Source organism: Burkholderia sp. Ax-1724 (genome assembly GCF_011752995.1).
In the GTDB taxonomy this organism is placed as follows: Bacteria; Pseudomonadota; Gammaproteobacteria; order Burkholderiales; family Burkholderiaceae; genus Paraburkholderia.
In genome coordinates this window covers 127,736-143,681 of record NZ_VWWL01000001.1, presented here as the reverse complement: position 1 = coordinate 143,681, position 15,946 = coordinate 127,736, and the positions used below count along the sequence as shown (strand labels likewise).

Here is a 15,946-nt window from a genome sequence, read left to right as displayed (position 1 = left end):
ATCAGGTTGGAACGGCTCACCGTTTCACTCTGCGAATCAAAAAATCTACGAGGTGAACCGGGACTTATCATCCTGTATCACGGTTGCTTTGCGAGACATTCGGAGAAATGAAATGCTTCGCAGACCGCTTCCAGTCGCCTGAAAGATCGCCGATCATCGGCCCGCTTCCATTACTCAAAATCCGACGATCATTGGATTCATCCACGGAAATCCGGCGCCGGATATGTTTGACGTAGAAATACGCCAGGCGATGAACGAGAGAATGTTGCTTCCGACGACCGCATAAGCCCTGATCGACGGCATCAATCGATCAAGATTTCTCCGCAACCACACCAGAAAGGACCGATCATGATTATCCGAACCTGGCGCGCCATTGCCGCTAACCAGCAGGTTGTCGACACATACGGAGCACACCTCGCGCGCAACACGTTCCAGGAAATGAAAAAGCTCGACGGTCACATCGGCGCGAGCATGTCGGCCAAACAGATCGGCGAGAAATACGAAATCCTGTTCATGAGCTACTGGCGCGATATGGATGCGGTACGTCAGTTTGCGCGCCGCGACGACATTCACGAGGCAGTCGTAAAAGAGAGCACCCAAAAGCTTCTCGACTCCTTCGATCCAAAGGTCGAATACTTCGAGGTTCAGGTTTCGAGCGGTTCGATCCTGGAGCAGGTTGCGTCGCAAGCAGGCTAGGGAAAGATCAGAGTCTTTCAGGTCTCGCGCGGCTGCAAGCATCGCCGATTTGCCGTGCGGTGTCCTTGAGCGCATCGACAGCCTCAACCAGTCGCGCGACGTGAGGTGCGGACATCGCAACCGAACAATTGATCGCGACAGGGCTCATCCGGCCCGGCAGTGGAAGTGGCACGGCTATCGCATCGATATCGGAAAGCCACGGTCCTCGTGCGCGACAATAACCAGTCCTGGCGAACAATGCTTCGTCATCCTTGAGAAGTGAAAGGCCTGCCTCGAAGTTCTCTGGGTCGCCCACCTTGATCCGATTGAGCAGACGTTCTTTTTCCGCCGAAGGATGACCGAATATGAGTGCGCGTCCGATTGCACTCTGCAGAAGAGGGCTGACGCGTCCGATATCGGGAAGGTAGGGATTGAAAAGATCAGCGCGAACAGTATCGATGTAGATTGCCTTCACACGCTCGCGCATAGCGAGATTTACAGTAAATCCTGTTTGATCGGCGAGTGCCTGCAGGAATGGGCGCGCGAGTTGTCGTACCGGCAAGCTCGCCAGAATGGGATGACTGAGTGCGAGGAAACCTGTTCCCAGGCGGTAAGCTCCGGACTCCTCCTGAACCAGATATCCGTACAGCGTGAGCGTGTACGTGAGTCGCGAAACAGTCGCTTTCGGTAGCCCGGTACGATCAGAAAGCGCCCGGTTGGTCAGCACGGGCTCGGCGGCAGTGAAAGCTCGCAGTACATCGAGACCTCGGGCAAGGTTTGTCGAGAACTGTCGGTCGCTTAAGGCGTCCGCGAGACCATCCGGTCCTGCGAGCCGAGGGCTCTGGGAATTTGGCTTTGAGGACAATTTGGGTATGGAAGCGATTCGGACAGGTGGACCGATTTCGATAGCTGCCCACTCTACTCTGAATTGTCATCACCGCCCACTGCTATATGGTTCGTCGTGACCATCCCGAGAGACCGGTGCTCCGGATACCCGCACGCGAATCTGCCGGCTACTGCCTGCCAATCGGCCCCAACCATTTGCACGTTCCAATCAGCGAAACACTTTTTTTGGAGCCGCGCGCGCTCCGATAATGCGAGCCAGGAGATGCATCAACTCGACGGTTCTTTTCGGGAAGCTAACTGGCATAAGGAACGACACGACTCCGTGTTGCCCCCCAGACAATGCAGTCGCGGCGCCGTGGCGTATCGACGTGGCGCGAAGCTTTTATGTGATGAGCCGCGTGGCGAACGATATTGAAGAGAAAAAAATCCGGGAGATTCGATGAAAAACGCTGCCGACACGCTGCCAACTTGCCTGCCCGAAGCAACCGGGCAGCCCACGGTCCCCTTCACGCGATATGACGCCGGCTGGGTTGTGATGTGCATCGGGATGGCGATCGGGTCTGGGATCATTTTTCTGCCGATCCAGGTCTTTGACGGCGTTGGTGATCGCTTATCCTGCGACGTACCTTCAGGCTCGACTGTACCTTCAGTCGCTGGCGCATACCGAAGCGTGCGACGATTACAACGACATCATCACGCAATACCTCGGCAAAAACTGGGCTGGCTTCATGGGCGTTGCCTATTTTCTGATGCTGCTGAAGGGAATGCTCGCGTATTCCTCGGCTATCACAAGAGATAGCGCATCCTATCTTCAGACATACAAGCTGACGGCCGCGTCACTCGGCGATCATACGTGGTACATCGGTGCGATCATCATTACGCTTGTGTTGATCGCGTCGCGCGGAGAGCGACTCCTGTTCCGTATCTCCGGGCCTATGATTGTTTCGAAGCTGGGCATCATTGTGTTTCTCGGTTTGTCGATGATGCCTTACTGGAATGTGTCTCACCTCGCACTCGGTCACTTTCCGGAGATTTCGTCGTTCATGGTTGACGTGCTGCTCACCTTGCCTTGGGCCATGCTCTCGATCATCTACGTTCATGTGTTGAATCCGATGAACGTCGCGTACCGGAAACTGGAAGGAAAGCGTGAAATTGCCAACTATCGGTCGCTTCGTGCATGCCGATATGCCTACTTTATCCTCGTAACTTGCGTGGTGTTTTTTGCGCTGTCCTTTATGCTGGCGACACACCACGAGGATGCGGTCTACGCGATGACGCACAACATCTCTTCACTGGCGCTTGCCGCCAGAGTCATGAGAGGTGAAACAGTCCGGATTCTGGCTACGATTCTGAATGTTCTGGCAATCTTCACGGCCTTCTTCGGGATCTACCTCGGTTTCCACGACGCCGTGCGTGGCATTGTCACCAACATCGTCGATAGATTCATGGTCCGTAGTGACCGTTTCAACCGGTTAGTGCCGTTTGCGATTGCTATCGGTACGGTCTGCTTTCTGACCTTCTGGGTAAAGCTCAATATTTCGACGATGATGCTGATGCAGCTTACTGTGCCGGTGTTTGGCATCGTAGCCTGTCTGATTCCGTGCTATCTCGTGCGTCGCGTTCCTGCTCTCGCACACCTCAGAACACCGGCCTGGTGGATAGTTTTCGCGTTTGGACTACTCATTATCGCGTCGCCGTTCTTCAAACTGCTCGAACGGTAAGTCTCATTGATTCACTGTCGTCTTCATTCGTCGATGCGATCGGTTGTCAACGACGTTCAGGCGTTGATCCAGGCCCGCGCCTGCTCCAGTTCGTTGACGTGAAATGCCTTGATTTCAGCCTTCGTAAAAAACCGCGCCAGATGCATCGCAGCGCGAATCCAGCCCGCATCGGCCACCACGGCGGCACGCGTGACCTTGCGGGCAACGGAGACACCGAGCGTCATATCGGTCCATAGCGCCTTCGGCTCGATGCCACTGAAATGCTCAATGCGTTCGAGCACGCGGGTCTTACCGTTCAGTTCAAGATCACCACGCATGCGCTCGATGGCTTCGCGCAGTTCGTGGTCGGTGATTTTGCCTTCGACTGAGATTTCGATAACCGGGGAATCGGGTACGGTGTGATAGAGGATCATGGCAGGACTCCTGGTCAGGGAGACGTTATACGCTCAGGTACGGATGAACCTGGCGTTCGATAACTTCCTCATGGTACCCCTTTCCATGCGACCGGTTAGGCTGCGAGCACGACGTGTCGCTCCGACGCCTGTCGGCGCGTGTGCGTTGCAAACACCCCTTGCACACACGCTTGCGGACATTGGGTGCCGCACGTCGAGCGTCGCGTCATGGTCGGTCGTACCTATCGAAATATGAAGCGACATAACCGCCGTTGACGCCGAACAAACGTGCGAACGGTTAGTGAAAGCGTATTGTCGGCGAGGAGCGACCGGTCGACATCAACATCGGGATCATCGACAATCGTTCTCCTCGCGCTGGCAACATCCACAACGTCCATACGCGCAATCGGCATCCCATAAGCAATGAAGAATCAGTACACGCGCACCCCCTCAAAATTACTCTTCCTGCCAGGCGCATCCGGCAACACCGCATTCTGGCAGCCACTCGCGAATCGCCTGACGAACCCCGCCAGAAAAGTCATCGTCGCGTATCCCGGGTTCGGCCAGGAGCCCGCTGCGCCCGACGTCAACGACATCGACGACCTGCTTCGGATGGTCGTCGACCAGATCGACCAACCCACCGCCCTGATCGCCCAATCGATGGGTGGTGTGATCGCAATCCGCGCGGCGCTGGCCAAGCCCGACCTGGTCACTCATCTGGTTCTGACGGTAACTTCCGGCGGAATCGACACCCAGGCACTGGGCGCCACGGATTGGCGAAGTGGATTGAGCAATGCAAATCCGCCTTTCCCCGACTGGTTCACATCCTTCAAGGCCGACCTGACGCACGAACTGCGCCGCATCGCGCAGCCGGTTCTTCTGCTTTGGGGAGATGCCGATCCAATCAGTCCAGTCGCGGTTGGCCGGCGGCTTCTCGAACTGCTTCCTGACGCACGCTTGCATGTCGTCGCAGGTGGCAACCACGATCTGGCACATGAGTACGCGCCGCAGTTGGCCCCTCTTGTCGACGCCCACCTATCGCAAACATGAACCACCAACCATACGCATAAAGCAAAGCGCCACCTGGCCGGTCAAGGCAGGTGGCGCTCAGGTTCTGCTTTCGGCTCCCTCGGGCACGTACGGCCCGGGAGAAACCGCAGACGGCTACCGCATACCGTCTGTACTACGCAAGATCAACGCTTACTGGTTGTTGATGTTGTTCGGCGCCTTCGGCAGCGCCTTGCTGGCCGTCAGCACGATGTTGCCGATCTGACGGTAGTTCAGCAGGTCGGTCTTCGGCGACTGCACGCCATAACCCGCAAAGGTCACGCTCAGGTGCGTCGGATCGATCTGGATGCCCGACGGTGCGTACACGCGCTGGGCAAACCACGACTGCGTCGGGATCAGCGGCGGATTGGCCGGAATCGTCACCGTCGACTGATTGCCACCCTGGTTCTTCGCGGTGATCGTGTTGATCGACGCGATCGGATGGTTGATGTCGTTATAGACGGTCCAGTTCTTCAGGTCGCTCGATTCCGCGTACCCGATGTAGTGGAACGCATCGGAGTCCGCATCGAGACAGTTGCCTGCCGAGAACAGCAGGCCCCAGCGGCTGCCGTCACCGTTGATGTCGATCAGCGTGCCGCGCGGCGTCACCCAACGGGTTCCGTTGTAGTCGACCGTGGTCGGGTCGTTCAGGCCATTGACCGCACCTTCATCGGTGAAGTGAACGCCGTCTGTCGTCGTGGCAAGCCGAACATACGTGATGTCATGGTTGGTCTTGCCGCTGAACGGGGCCTTGGCGCACTGCTGCACAGCCGGCAGAGCGGTGCTTCCGGTGTTGTCGCCGTTCAGGATCTTCTGCACGTACAGAACCGTGGTGGGCGTGCCCGGCGTGGTATTCGGAACCACGGCCAGAATGCCGTCGGGGTTCAGGAGACCGACCGTCTGCTGCACGACGACCGGAGACGTCGTGCCCGGCGTATTCGTCAGCGCGGTTTGAATCGCGTTGATGTCCTGCGAGCCGACCGTCGTGGCGTTCGTGTTCTGAATCGGGAATTTCGGCGATACGTTGGTCAGCTGGATCACGTTGAGCGGCGCAACGTCCACAGCCGCCGGAGCACGATTGAGCATGTACAGCATCTGGCCGCCGGTCTTCGCATTCGAGCCCGGCAACTGCATGATCGTGGCGTGGCCCCAGCCGTCGCCGGCCGTCGTCGCGGAGTTGTCGCTTTGCAGCGTGGCGGGGCAAACGTTATTGCCCGCGGCCAGCTCCAGCGTGTTCTGCATGAAGTACCACGTCTTGCCGTTGTCGTCGGATTCGGCCGCCACCAGGCCTTCGTCCATGTACTCGGGACGCCAGTCGAACAGGCCGATGATCGGCGTTGCCGAGGCGTTGACGTTGCCGGTCGACGTCACGTTCGACGTGTACGTCAGCGGGAAATAGAACGGCGCCATGTTCACGAACGGATAGGTCGCGCTCGTGCTGAAGGCCGATTTGGCGGTCGGCGTATTGAACGGCGTCGTCGAGCTGTTCAGCGGGTTCGTGGTGGCGGTCGTGCCGCCGTAGTACAGGCGTGCCGCCGAGGCCGTGTAGTTGCAAAGCCCATAGGCCGTATCCGGCACGTTGCCGTTGGCCTGGAACGGGTTGGACGCGCTCACGACGGTCTGCGTGTTGTTGGGGTCGGCCGCGAGAGCCGCCAGCGTGAACGGCGTACCGCCGGCACCCGAGCCGATGGACGGGCTCACGGCGATCTGTGCCTGCGTCACGGTCGTACCGGAGTCGACCGACCACGTCAGGCTGGCCGGGGTTACGACCGGCGTGGAAGCGCCCGTCGGTGCGGAGGCGCCCGTCGGCGTGGAAGCACCCGACGGGGTAGACGCACCTGACGGCGTGGAAGCACCCGACGGTGCGGACGCGCCGGAATTCCCGCCACCGCCGCACGCGGCAAGCGCGAGGCAGCCTAGGATCAGGATTTCTTTCTTTAGTATTGCTTTCAATTTCATTGACACATCCCCTCAGAAAAATTTCATTAAACTTGTCATGGATCAGTCCATTGCCTGTCCGTGCCGGCAACGCTCGATTCGATGCGTCCTGATCTGCTCAAGGCACGGACCCATGTCGAAATAAAAATGTCAGGTAGCAGAGCGGCAGCGCTGGCTTTGTGCGATTTGATATCCAGCCACGCTGCGGCCCAGGTGAAGTGGCGTCCGCTGTCGTGCAGCGTGCAGCATGCGGCGATTGCGTACCGATGCCGCCAGCACTCCCCGTTCGCGCGGGCAAAAGCCATTCAGTACTTACTGGCAACCCGCCGCGGCAGCAGATTCTCGTTCTCAATGATGAAACAGCCGTGGCGGAAAAATTACGTTCCTTTTTAATTAATTCGATGCCCGTGTAAGGAAAGGGATGTGTGCAGCTGTCGCGGGAAAAAGCACGGCGGTCCGTGCGGGCGGCGGTCGTCCGATGGTGCCGTGCCATAATCGGGTTGCCTAACGAACCTGGAGGGACAGTCAATTGAATCAGGAATGCTATTCGGCTGGAGGTGCCATGAAAGCGGCGCTGCAGACCGGCCTGCGCAAGCTCGAACTGATTGAAATGGAGCGACCCGAGGCCATCCAGGGAACGGTTGTTCTGAAGGTCGCCAATATCGGCATCTGCGGCAGCGATCTGCATCCCTATCGAACGTTTGCCGGCCGCTCCGGCTTTCCCATGGGCCACGAACTGAGCGGCGTCGTGGTTGCGGTCGGCGAAGGCGTGACGAACACCTTGCTCGGCCGGCGCGTCACCGTCGACATGGTGCTCGGCACCGCGTGCGGGAAATGTGCTTTTTGCAAGCGCGGCTATGCGCTGCACTGCCAGGCACGCGAGTTTCCGTTCGGCGGCGGTTTTGCCGAGTTCGTGAGGACGAAGGCGGTTGGCGTGTTTCCGCTTCCGGATGCGGTCGACGATCAGCTCGGCGCCATCGTCGAGCCTGTCGCCGTCGGCGTGCATGCGGCGCGGCGCATGGGGATCGGTCCGGGCATGACGGGCGTGATCGTGGGCGCGGGAACCATCGGACTCTCCGCGTTGGCGGCGGCACTCGACGCCGGCAGCGAGAAGGTTTATGTGGTCGCCAAGCACGAGGTCCAGGCGAAGGCCGCCCTGAAGATGGGCGCGGCGGGGGTTCTTTCGTTAGACCTGCCGACGGCCGCCGGCGAGATCAATCAGGTGACGGATGGCCTCGGCGCCGACTATGCGATCGAGACCGTGGGCGGCTCGGCCGACACGCTCGACTTCTCGTGCAAGCTCGTGCGCCACCTCGGCATGCTGGGTGTCCTCGGCGCGTTCGATCGCGGCTTCCGCGGACTCGAAATCATCGAGGCCCTCGAACGCGAGCTCACCATCCATCTGCCGAACTGCTATAGCGTCATCGACGGCAAGCACGACTTCGAGGTCGCGATCGATCTGCTGGCGCGCAAGGGCAACGTGCTTCGGACGATGGTCACGCACGAGATGGATCTGGCCGAGATCGACGAGGCCTTCAGGATCGCCGCGGACAAAAGCGCGCATTCGATCAAGGTACAGATTCGCGCCTGACCAGACAAATGGCCCGCACTCCGAAGAATGCGGGCCATCCGAAACGCACCGGACCCTGTCCGGTGCCTGCCAGCGTTGCCGCTTAGCGGCTCGTCATCGTCACGCCGCGCAGAACCTGGCCGTACGGCGCTGTCTGCATCACGGAGAAGCCCGAGGTCGTCACGGTCGTGCCGCTCACGCTCAGCGTGATCTTCACGAGCTGGTTCGAATCGGCACCCGCGTCGAACGTCGTACCGAGGCTGTTGTTGGCCGTCGACGTGATCGCGTAGATCGTGTACGAGCCGTCGCTGTTGACCTGGCCGGTGATGTTGCGCAGACCGTCGGCCGAGGTCGTGTACTTCGCGCCCGCCGTGCCGTACGTGCCGGCGGTGTCGGTCACGGTGTACGCCTGGCCGAGATTCAGACCCTGGGTGAGGTGGGCGATCGCCGTCCACGTGCTGCCCGACTTCTGATAGACCCACAGACCGCCGCTGCCGATCGTCATGTCGGCCGGATCGCCGTCGCCTTCGTCAGCCACGAACATCAGGTTCGTGTTGGTCTTCGGCATCCACATGCCGAACGGGAAGCCCGTATTCCAGCTCATCGGCCACGACGTCACGCTGGCGGCCGTCAGCGCCGTGGTCAGCGTGGCGTTCGACGTCGGTTCGTTGGCGGCGCCCGGCGCGCCCGACCATGCGGTCGTCGGCGTGGTGAAGAGCGGCGTGATGGCGACGTTCTGCAGGTTGCTGAACTTCGCGCCGTTCGCGAGCGCGCCCGTTGCGCCGACCTGGAAGACCGTGTTCACGCCGTTGCCGCCGCTGCCCTTCGACGCGTACAGGGTGCCGTCCGGCGCGAGGAACAGACCGCGGAAGTTGGCATCCTTGCCGGTCTTGTCGAACGGCTGGCTGAGCGAGGTCAGCGAGAAGCCGAACTGGTTGCCGCCGGCGTTGGTCTTCTTGGCGAACGTAGTGCTCGACAGCGCGTCGGTGATCGTGCCCAGACCGCACGACGTCGGTGCCGCGTAGGTGCTGCTGTTGCCCGAGAAGAACGTGCCGACCGGCTGCGAGAATGCGCAGCTGCTGCCTGCCGCGAGCGTCTGCACGCCCGTGTTCATGGTCAGCATGTCGAGCTGGCCATAGGTCGGGTTCGGCGACGAACCCGAGTTGCCGGCGTTGCCGACGATGTAGTACTGACCGCCGACCAGCACCGAGGCGCGGCCGTTGTTGCCCGAGTAAGCGTTGGTGTTCGTAAACGTCACGGCCTTGGTTGCCAGGTTGAGCTGGGCGACCGTGCGGTACGTCGGCGTGGCAACGTCGGGGTTGGTCGGATCGATCACGCCCGGCGTGTTCGAGTTCGAGAGATCGATCGAGTCGATCGGTGCGTTATAGCCGTTGAACGTAATCGCGGTGCCGTCCTGCGACAGGTTCATCGCGAGTTCCGACTTCGATGCGAAGCTCGTCGTGAAATCGAAACCGCCCTTCTTGGCCGCGGCCGTCACGTCGAGATAGGTGGTCGGGCTGGTGGCGCCGGCGGCCCATTGATCGATCACGATATCGGCGGTCACGCCGAAATTGCCGTCGGGGGTCGTCCCTTCCGTCGTGAACACGTTCGGATAGGTGCCCGGCGTCACGGCGCTCACCGGCGAAGCGTTGGTCGTTTCCGGCGTGGCGTTGTACGGCAGCGTGCCCGTGACCGTGAAGCTCGGGTCATAGACGCCGCGCGAAACCAGCAGGCTCGCCTGTGCGGTCGGGGTCGGGGTCGGCGTGGTGCCCGAGGCAGGGTTCGGCGCGGAAGGCGTCGACGACGGGTTCGGACCGCTTTGCCCCGGTGTGCTGCTACCGCCGCAAGCCCAAAGCATGGACGTCATTGCTGCAATCGGCAGCAGGCGAAGTGCGGTACTTTTCATTCAAACCTCTATCAATTTTGGATTTGGAATAAGTCCCATCGCATAGCAAAAGCAGGCCATGCCGGAAACGTATATGAATGGCTAAACCGGCTAGCTTGATTTACCCATGCCGCTGCCGAGCCGAAAGGTCACCTACACGATTTACCGCGCAGAAAAACTGCGGTGGGACTTTAGTCAGGACGCATGGCATCGCTATTACGTCAGCCTTGCATTTATAAACGCCGGGCGCGATTTCCCCGTAGCGTGCGGGCCTGTACCGTGCGTGACGTATAGAGGTAACCTCGGAGGCGACCTCGGCGCGGCGGGCGCGGCGCCGTGACGTCAATCATGTGGTCCGTCGATGAAACTGATGGGTCAGCGTCCGCTACCGGACCCATCTGCCCGGACCAGCGGGGAAGACTGGCGGCCATCCGTCGCCCTCAGTAGTCCTGCCGCTTCGATTCTTCGACACCCTTAAGGTATTGATAAGGAATCGCGGATAACATCGTCGCGCAAAAAATTTGTAGTGTTTATTTACAGCGTTCATTCCCAGCTTCAATTTCTCGCCATTGAAGGCTAAATGAATGAATATAGAAAATGTTCTGAAAATAATATCGCCGGAGCACCGTGGATTATTACGTCGTTTCCAGGCACCTCATATCAGGTGGCATAGACCGCACTCCTGAACCGAAATGGGCGCCAACACGCCGCCCCGTCCACGCCTCTTCTCCCGGCTTCGCGTTCAGCGAAACCGGGCACTCGATGCATACGAACGAAGTGGCCGGCCACGCGCTTCGTCCCCGGTGGACAAACCCGCGAGGCAACCGGTAAGCGACATGTCCACAGGCAAGTCACGTATTCTGGTCGTCGAAGACGACGACGGCGCGGCACTCGAAATTACGGCCGCACTCGAAGACCACGGCTTCCAGGTCGAATGGGTCGCAACGGGCTTTGAGGGCCTGCTGCAAGCCACCAACGGCAAATTCGACGCGATCGTGCTCGACCGCATGCTGCCCGACGTCGACGGTCTGTCGATTCTCGCGACGCTGCGCAACATCGGCAAACAGATGCCGGTGCTGATCCTGAGCGCGCTCGACGCGGTCGACGAGCGCGTGCGCGGGCTGCGCACCGGCGGCGACGATTACATGGTCAAGCCGTTCAACTGGCTGGAACTGACCGCGCGACTCAACGCGCTGCTACGGCGCCGCCGCATGAGCGACGACACCGCCGTCGCCGGATCGGCGCTTCGGGTCGACGATCTGACCGTCGATCCGGCGGCCGGCACGGTGCGGCGCGCCGGTCATCCGGTCGAACTGAAACCGCGCGAATACAGCCTGCTCCTGTTCCTGATGCGTCACGCGGGCGACGTCGTCACGCGCAGGATGCTGCTGGAATCGGTATGGCATTACCACTCCAGCACACAGACCAACGTGATCGACATGCATATCTGCAGCCTGCGCCGCAAGATCAGCCTCGAGGGCCGGCTCTCGCCGATGATCGTCACGGTGCGCAACACGGGCTACATCCTTCATGCGTTCGGCTAGACGTACCTGCCCGGTGCAGCCTGGCGGCACCGGCTGGCTGCTGCTGGTATTCGCCGTCTCGTCGCTGGTGCTGTTCGTGTCACTGTACTGGCTGACGAGCAGCTACCTGATGCGCGAAGTCGATCACCGGCTGAAGGGCAAGTTCTCCGAATTCCACGCGATCAGTCGCGACAAGGCCATCTCGCGCATCGCGGCACTAAGCCGCCGCGATATCGCGGACACGCTGCCCTACGGCATCTTCGACGCGGACGGTACACGGCTCGCCGGCAACGTGCCGACGCTTCCGCACGAACCGGAGCGCGTGCCGTTCAACTATACGCAGACGGTGGACGACGGGACCGGCGTATCGACGGCGCACTTTCGCGGCATCATCATCCCGACAGACGACGGACTGCGCATCGTGGTCGGCCATTCGATCGACAGCGTGCTGCGCTTCGACCAGACGCTCGTCAAAACGCTATGCGCGGGCGTGACGCTATCGATCCTGCTCACGCTTGCCTGCGGCGCGATGCTCAATAGCCTCGCGAACCGCCGTATTCGCGCGGTCGGCGAAACGGCTCGGGAAATCATGGCCGGCCAGCTCGGGCGGCGGCTGCCGACACACGGCACGCACGACGACCTCGACCGGCTCAGCATGATCGTCAACACCATGCTCGACGAAATCGAGCACCTCGTGGACGAGGTACGCAGCGTGTGCGCGGGCGTCGCCCACGATCTGCGCACGCCGATGACGCATCTGCGCGCGGGGCTCGAACGCGCGAGCCACCGGTCCAGGACGACAGCCGATTACGCGCAGGCGATCGATGGAGCCATCGCGCAGTCCGACGTCGTGCTGGCGCGGTTTTCGGCCCTGCTGAGAATCGCGGAAATCGAATCCGGCAGCCGGCGTTCGAGCTTCCGTACGATCTCGCTCGACGCGGTCCTGCGCGACGCGGCGGAACTCTACGAGCCGCTGGCCGAACACCGTCGGCTCTCGCTGGCACTGAGCGCTTCGGCACGCGTGGAAGTGAGCGGCGATTACGATCTCCTGTTCGGTGCGATCGAAAACCTGCTCGACAATGCGCTGAAATTTACGCCGCACGGCGGCGCCGTGACCGCGGACGTGCGCATGCATGGCACGCAGGCGGTATTGCAGATCGCCGACAACGGACCGGGCATCGCGGCCGCCGAGCATCGCGCGGTGCTCAGGCCGTTTTACCGCAGCGGCGCGGCGGCCACCCGCTCGACGCCGGGGCACGGCCTCGGCCTCAGTCTCGTGGCGGCGATTGCGCGGCTACACGACGCCTCGCTCGAAATACACGACAACGCGCCGGGCTGCCGCATGGTGCTGCGCTTCCCGTCTCAACCGTGTCCTGTCATGCAGGTTGCCGTCGCCGTTGATTGAATCGCCCTCAGGCATTGCCGCATACCGGCAACACCGAAGCGCGTTCCTTCAATCGAACTCCGCGCGCAATTCGCTTTTCAGCGCCAACAAGCCCTGGGCGTGAAGACCCAACGCATTCTTCAGTCGTCCTGTAAGTTCGATCAGGCGCTCGAGCGAAGCATTGCACTGTTTGCCGGCCTTGCGGGCAAGGCGCAGCACGCTCGTATGAATCGCCTGTTTCAGCGCGGCGTGCAGCTTCTGATAATCGACGGCCACGACTTCGCGCAGGCTTCCGTCCGTCTCGGGATACGCGAGCACGATGCTCTCGAAACCCACCGCCTGATCGAGATCGAGGGTCACGACCGTTGCCTCGTTTGCGATGACGTAATCGGCGAACTGCGTGTTCGCCTCGCGCGAAAACGCCTCGTGAATCGCACGCGACAGGCTCTCGCGGATCGCCGGCACGTCACGTTCCTCAGCATGCTGTTCGAGCAATGCCGGCAACGTCGGCAGAATGCCGCGCCATACGGCGTTGACGATCCGCTCCTGCTGTCGTTCGAGCAGATCGCGCGCCGCCTGCGATGCCGCATCCAGCTCCGCGAGCAGCGGCAGCACTTCGCCGCATAACTTGCCGAGCACGTTCTCTTCCAGATGGTGCAGCACTATCTCCACCCGCTTGCGCCGCTTGTAGACGAGCGCCGGCTCGGTGATGGAAAGCAACGCCGCGTACAGCCGTTCGAATCCCGCTTCGCTCAAGGCCGGCGGCGTCTCGCCCTGCATGCGTGCCGTGTACGCGGAGATCGACACGGGCCGCTTCAGCAACGCGGCATCCACGTCCATTTCCACGAGCTTTTGCCGCGCGCGCGCTTCGACGTCGGCCTCCTGCAGCGCACGGCCCTGCACCGTCTTGTTGCACAGAAGCTTGACGATCTCGCCGTCGACTTCGTCTTCCTCGTACACGTCACTGCGTGTCACGACCGGCAGCAGCGGCTTGTTGCGATGCAGTTCGCGGCCCAACTCGTCGAGCTCCTGCACTTGCCCCGGCGACGTCGAACTGGTCAGCCAGATCACCGCATCGGCACTGTCGATAAAGCGCTGCGTCAGCGCCGCATTGTCCGGCGTCACCGAGTGCAAGCCGGGCGTGTCCAGCAAGACGAGCTTTTCGCCGAGACGCACGCCTTGCAGACGCGACGTCGTTTCGGTCGCGCCTTCGCTGAAGCGCTCCGCCGTCTCGACGACGCGGCCCGCATCGACATGGAAATACTGCACGGCCTTGCCGTGCGCGACGAAGCGGTCCGCGAGAAAATTGCAGAACGAACTTTTGCCGGCGTTGAACTTGCCGAATACGAGCAGCAAGGCATTCTCATCGAAGGAGTCGGCCAGCGCCTGGGCGGATTCCAGATCGGCCCATTGCCGGGCACACGCCTGTGAATTGTTTTGCAGTACGGCGTTGATGGCAGCCGCCTGAGCGGCCAATGCGCTCTGCTCTTTCAAACCATCGCCGGCGAGAAGATGGTCGTGCAGATCGGCGTTCAGCTTCGCCAGCCAGGCATCCAGCGAGTGCAGAATCTTGCCGATATCGCGCTCGACGAATTCGAACCCGTCGACTTCGGCGATAAAGCGCAGTTCGTTGCTCACGTCCGCTTTCATGCGCGCGCTTCCAGTGTGCGCAACGCGGCCGATGCCTGTTCCGCGGCGACGATCGCGGCTTGCGTTTGCGCGATCCGCCCGGCTAATGCGCGCCGGTCGTCGGATAGCTCGTAGTAGTGCGTGAACTCGCGCTGCATGCGTTCGCGCCCCGCCGCTTCGCAGAACATCCTGCGCAAGTCCTTGCGGAATTTCACGGACACGCCCATCACGGCGATCATCACCGAATTCATGCGGCGTGAGCTCGTTTCCTGTTCCGGCGGCAAACCATCCACGCCGTGCCCGACCAGAAAACCATCCATTTCGATGCAGGCACGCGAGTAGGCAATCTGAATGTGCCCGCGCTCCACCTTTCCGGCGGTGATCGCATAAGCGTCCTGCGCGGAATCCGGTATCGCCGCGTGATCGGTGCCGAGCGCATTCAACATCGCCTCGATGTCGCCGCTCACCTTCTCGATGACCGCCTTCAGGCCCTGACGAAATTCGAGCGCCTGACGCTGCTGCGTTTCGCGCAGCGCAGCGAGCGTTGTCTCGTGCCCGGCACGCAGCGCGCGACATTCCTCGCGGATGTCGTCGAACACGAGCGCGACTTCATGTGCCCGCGCCTGCGGCACGCGCTCGAGCGCCGAGTGCAACGCGGCGCGCAGCGCGGGAATGCCGCTTTTCTCAAGCAGAAGCTGCTTGCCGCCTTCGAGCGCTTTGCGATTGCGCATCGACGAAACGACGTTCAGCTCCGTGCCCGGCACCTGCTTGCCGATCGCCGTGCAGACTTTGTCGAGTTCGACCTCGTCGGCCAGCTGGTCGGCTTGCGAGAGCACGAAAAACGTTTGACGCCGCGTTCTCGCGCCGTCTGCATTCAATTCGGCGAAGAGCGCCGTTTCCTTTCCGTCGAGTTCGCCTTCCTTGGCGGCATGCACGAAGAGACGAATGTCCGACCTGAGCCATACCGCTTGCAGCGCATGGCGATCGTCGGCGGTACCCACGTCGGCGTCGAGCCCCGGCGCGTCGAGCCAGCGCACGCCTCGATGCACGTTATCCGCGAGGCTCACCGTTTCACGCCGGTCGGAAACCGCAAAGGTCTCGCGGCCGATCAATTCGTTGAGCAGACTGCTCTTGCCGTGGTTGTATTTGCCAATGACGGTCACGACGGGCTCGTCGCCATCGACAAGGATGCGCAGCCGCGCCAGATCGTTGGCTCGATCGGGCAGTACGGCAAGGACATCGCGTGCTGCCTGCTCACGCATTTCACTGGACACTGTTGGCTCCCACCTCTTTATTGAACGTCGGGCGGCATGGCGTGGCATGCCGGCACCGATTT

The 15,946-nt window shown here is 61.2% G+C and carries 12 protein-coding genes; 5 read left to right on the top strand and 7 right to left on the bottom strand.

Annotation, left to right across the window (positions count from 1 at the left end):
* Nucleotides 1-174 precede the first annotated feature (174 nt).
* Nucleotides 175-738 carry a hypothetical protein gene (locus F3J19_RS00600; RefSeq protein WP_167036115.1) on the bottom strand — a complete coding sequence of 188 codons (564 nt, stop codon included), beginning with the start codon at nucleotides 736-738 and terminating at the stop codon, nucleotides 175-177.
* Nucleotides 704-1,402, bottom strand: a complete 699-nt coding sequence (locus F3J19_RS00595) for a helix-turn-helix domain-containing protein (protein ID WP_345889901.1) — start codon at nucleotides 1,400-1,402, stop codon at nucleotides 704-706. The genes F3J19_RS00600 and F3J19_RS00595 overlap by 35 nt, the downstream gene beginning before the upstream one ends.
* A gap of 721 nt (nucleotides 1,403-2,123) precedes the next feature.
* Between F3J19_RS00595 and F3J19_RS00590 the strand changes: the two genes are divergently transcribed.
* On the top strand, nucleotides 2,124-3,242 hold the full coding sequence (locus tag F3J19_RS00590; protein WP_205192451.1) for a transporter: 1,119 nt from the start codon (nucleotides 2,124-2,126) through the stop codon (nucleotides 3,240-3,242).
* A gap of 56 nt (nucleotides 3,243-3,298) precedes the next feature.
* Here the strand turns inward: F3J19_RS00590 and F3J19_RS00585 are convergent, their stop codons facing one another.
* The gene (locus tag F3J19_RS00585; protein ID WP_167036109.1) at nucleotides 3,299-3,655 is read right to left on the bottom strand and encodes an STAS/SEC14 domain-containing protein; all 357 of its coding nucleotides are present in this window, start codon (nucleotides 3,653-3,655) and stop codon (nucleotides 3,299-3,301) included.
* 402 nt (nucleotides 3,656-4,057) lie between these two features.
* Between F3J19_RS00585 and F3J19_RS00580 the strand changes: the two genes are divergently transcribed.
* Nucleotides 4,058-4,684 (top strand): alpha/beta fold hydrolase, encoded by a 627-nt coding sequence (locus F3J19_RS00580; RefSeq protein ID WP_167036106.1) that lies wholly within the window; start codon nucleotides 4,058-4,060, stop codon nucleotides 4,682-4,684.
* 150 nt (nucleotides 4,685-4,834) lie between these two features.
* Here the strand turns inward: F3J19_RS00580 and F3J19_RS32345 are convergent, their stop codons facing one another.
* Complete coding sequence (locus F3J19_RS32345; protein ID WP_205192449.1) at nucleotides 4,835-6,640, bottom strand: hypothetical protein; 1,806 nt, start codon at nucleotides 6,638-6,640, stop codon at nucleotides 4,835-4,837.
* A 541-nt stretch (nucleotides 6,641-7,181) separates the two neighbouring features.
* Between F3J19_RS32345 and F3J19_RS00570 the strand changes: the two genes are divergently transcribed.
* Nucleotides 7,182-8,210 (top strand): alcohol dehydrogenase catalytic domain-containing protein, encoded by a 1,029-nt coding sequence (locus F3J19_RS00570; RefSeq protein WP_167036103.1) that lies wholly within the window; start codon nucleotides 7,182-7,184, stop codon nucleotides 8,208-8,210.
* An 82-nt stretch (nucleotides 8,211-8,292) separates the two neighbouring features.
* Here the strand turns inward: F3J19_RS00570 and F3J19_RS00565 are convergent, their stop codons facing one another.
* Nucleotides 8,293-10,056 (bottom strand): hypothetical protein, encoded by a 1,764-nt coding sequence (locus F3J19_RS00565; protein WP_167036100.1) that lies wholly within the window; start codon nucleotides 10,054-10,056, stop codon nucleotides 8,293-8,295.
* 854 nt (nucleotides 10,057-10,910) lie between these two features.
* Between F3J19_RS00565 and F3J19_RS00560 the strand changes: the two genes are divergently transcribed.
* Entirely contained in the window at nucleotides 10,911-11,618 is a 708-nt protein-coding gene (locus F3J19_RS00560; protein WP_167036097.1) for a response regulator transcription factor, read from the top strand.
* Nucleotides 11,605-13,002: an ATP-binding protein gene (locus tag F3J19_RS00555; protein ID WP_167036094.1), complete on the top strand. Its 1,398-nt coding sequence runs from the start codon at nucleotides 11,605-11,607 to the stop codon at nucleotides 13,000-13,002. The genes F3J19_RS00560 and F3J19_RS00555 overlap by 14 nt, the downstream gene beginning before the upstream one ends.
* Before the next feature lie 48 nt (nucleotides 13,003-13,050).
* Here F3J19_RS00555 and F3J19_RS00550 read toward each other — a convergent pair whose 3' ends face one another.
* Together F3J19_RS00550 and F3J19_RS00545 are read right to left on the bottom strand one after the other, a co-directional pair.
* Nucleotides 13,051-14,631, bottom strand: coding sequence for a dynamin family protein (locus F3J19_RS00550; RefSeq protein ID WP_167036092.1), 1,581 nt, complete (start codon nucleotides 14,629-14,631; stop codon nucleotides 13,051-13,053).
* Entirely contained in the window at nucleotides 14,628-15,884 is a 1,257-nt protein-coding gene (locus tag F3J19_RS00545; RefSeq protein ID WP_167036089.1) for a GTPase, read from the bottom strand. Before F3J19_RS00545 ends, F3J19_RS00550 begins: the two co-directional genes overlap by 4 nt.
* Nucleotides 15,885-15,946: the final 62 nt, after the last annotated feature.

Coding starts and splice junctions, on each gene's coding strand:
- F3J19_RS00600 (WP_167036115.1), bottom strand. CDS start 738: ATGCTTGCAGCCGCGCGAGACCTGAAAGACTCTGATCTTTCCCTAGCC.
- F3J19_RS00585 (WP_167036109.1), bottom strand. CDS start 3,655: ATGATCCTCTATCACACCGTACCCGATTCCCCGGTTATCGAAATCTCA.
- F3J19_RS00580 (WP_167036106.1), top strand. CDS start 4,058: ATGAAGAATCAGTACACGCGCACCCCCTCAAAATTACTCTTCCTGCCA.
- F3J19_RS32345 (WP_205192449.1), bottom strand. CDS start 6,640: ATGAAATTGAAAGCAATACTAAAGAAAGAAATCCTGATCCTAGGCTGC.
- F3J19_RS00570 (WP_167036103.1), top strand. CDS start 7,182: ATGAAAGCGGCGCTGCAGACCGGCCTGCGCAAGCTCGAACTGATTGAA.
- F3J19_RS00565 (WP_167036100.1), bottom strand. CDS start 10,056: ATGACGTCCATGCTTTGGGCTTGCGGCGGTAGCAGCACACCGGGGCAA.
- F3J19_RS00560 (WP_167036097.1), top strand. CDS start 10,911: ATGTCCACAGGCAAGTCACGTATTCTGGTCGTCGAAGACGACGACGGC.
- F3J19_RS00555 (WP_167036094.1), top strand. CDS start 11,605: ATGCGTTCGGCTAGACGTACCTGCCCGGTGCAGCCTGGCGGCACCGGC.
- F3J19_RS00550 (WP_167036092.1), bottom strand. CDS start 14,631: ATGAAAGCGGACGTGAGCAACGAACTGCGCTTTATCGCCGAAGTCGAC.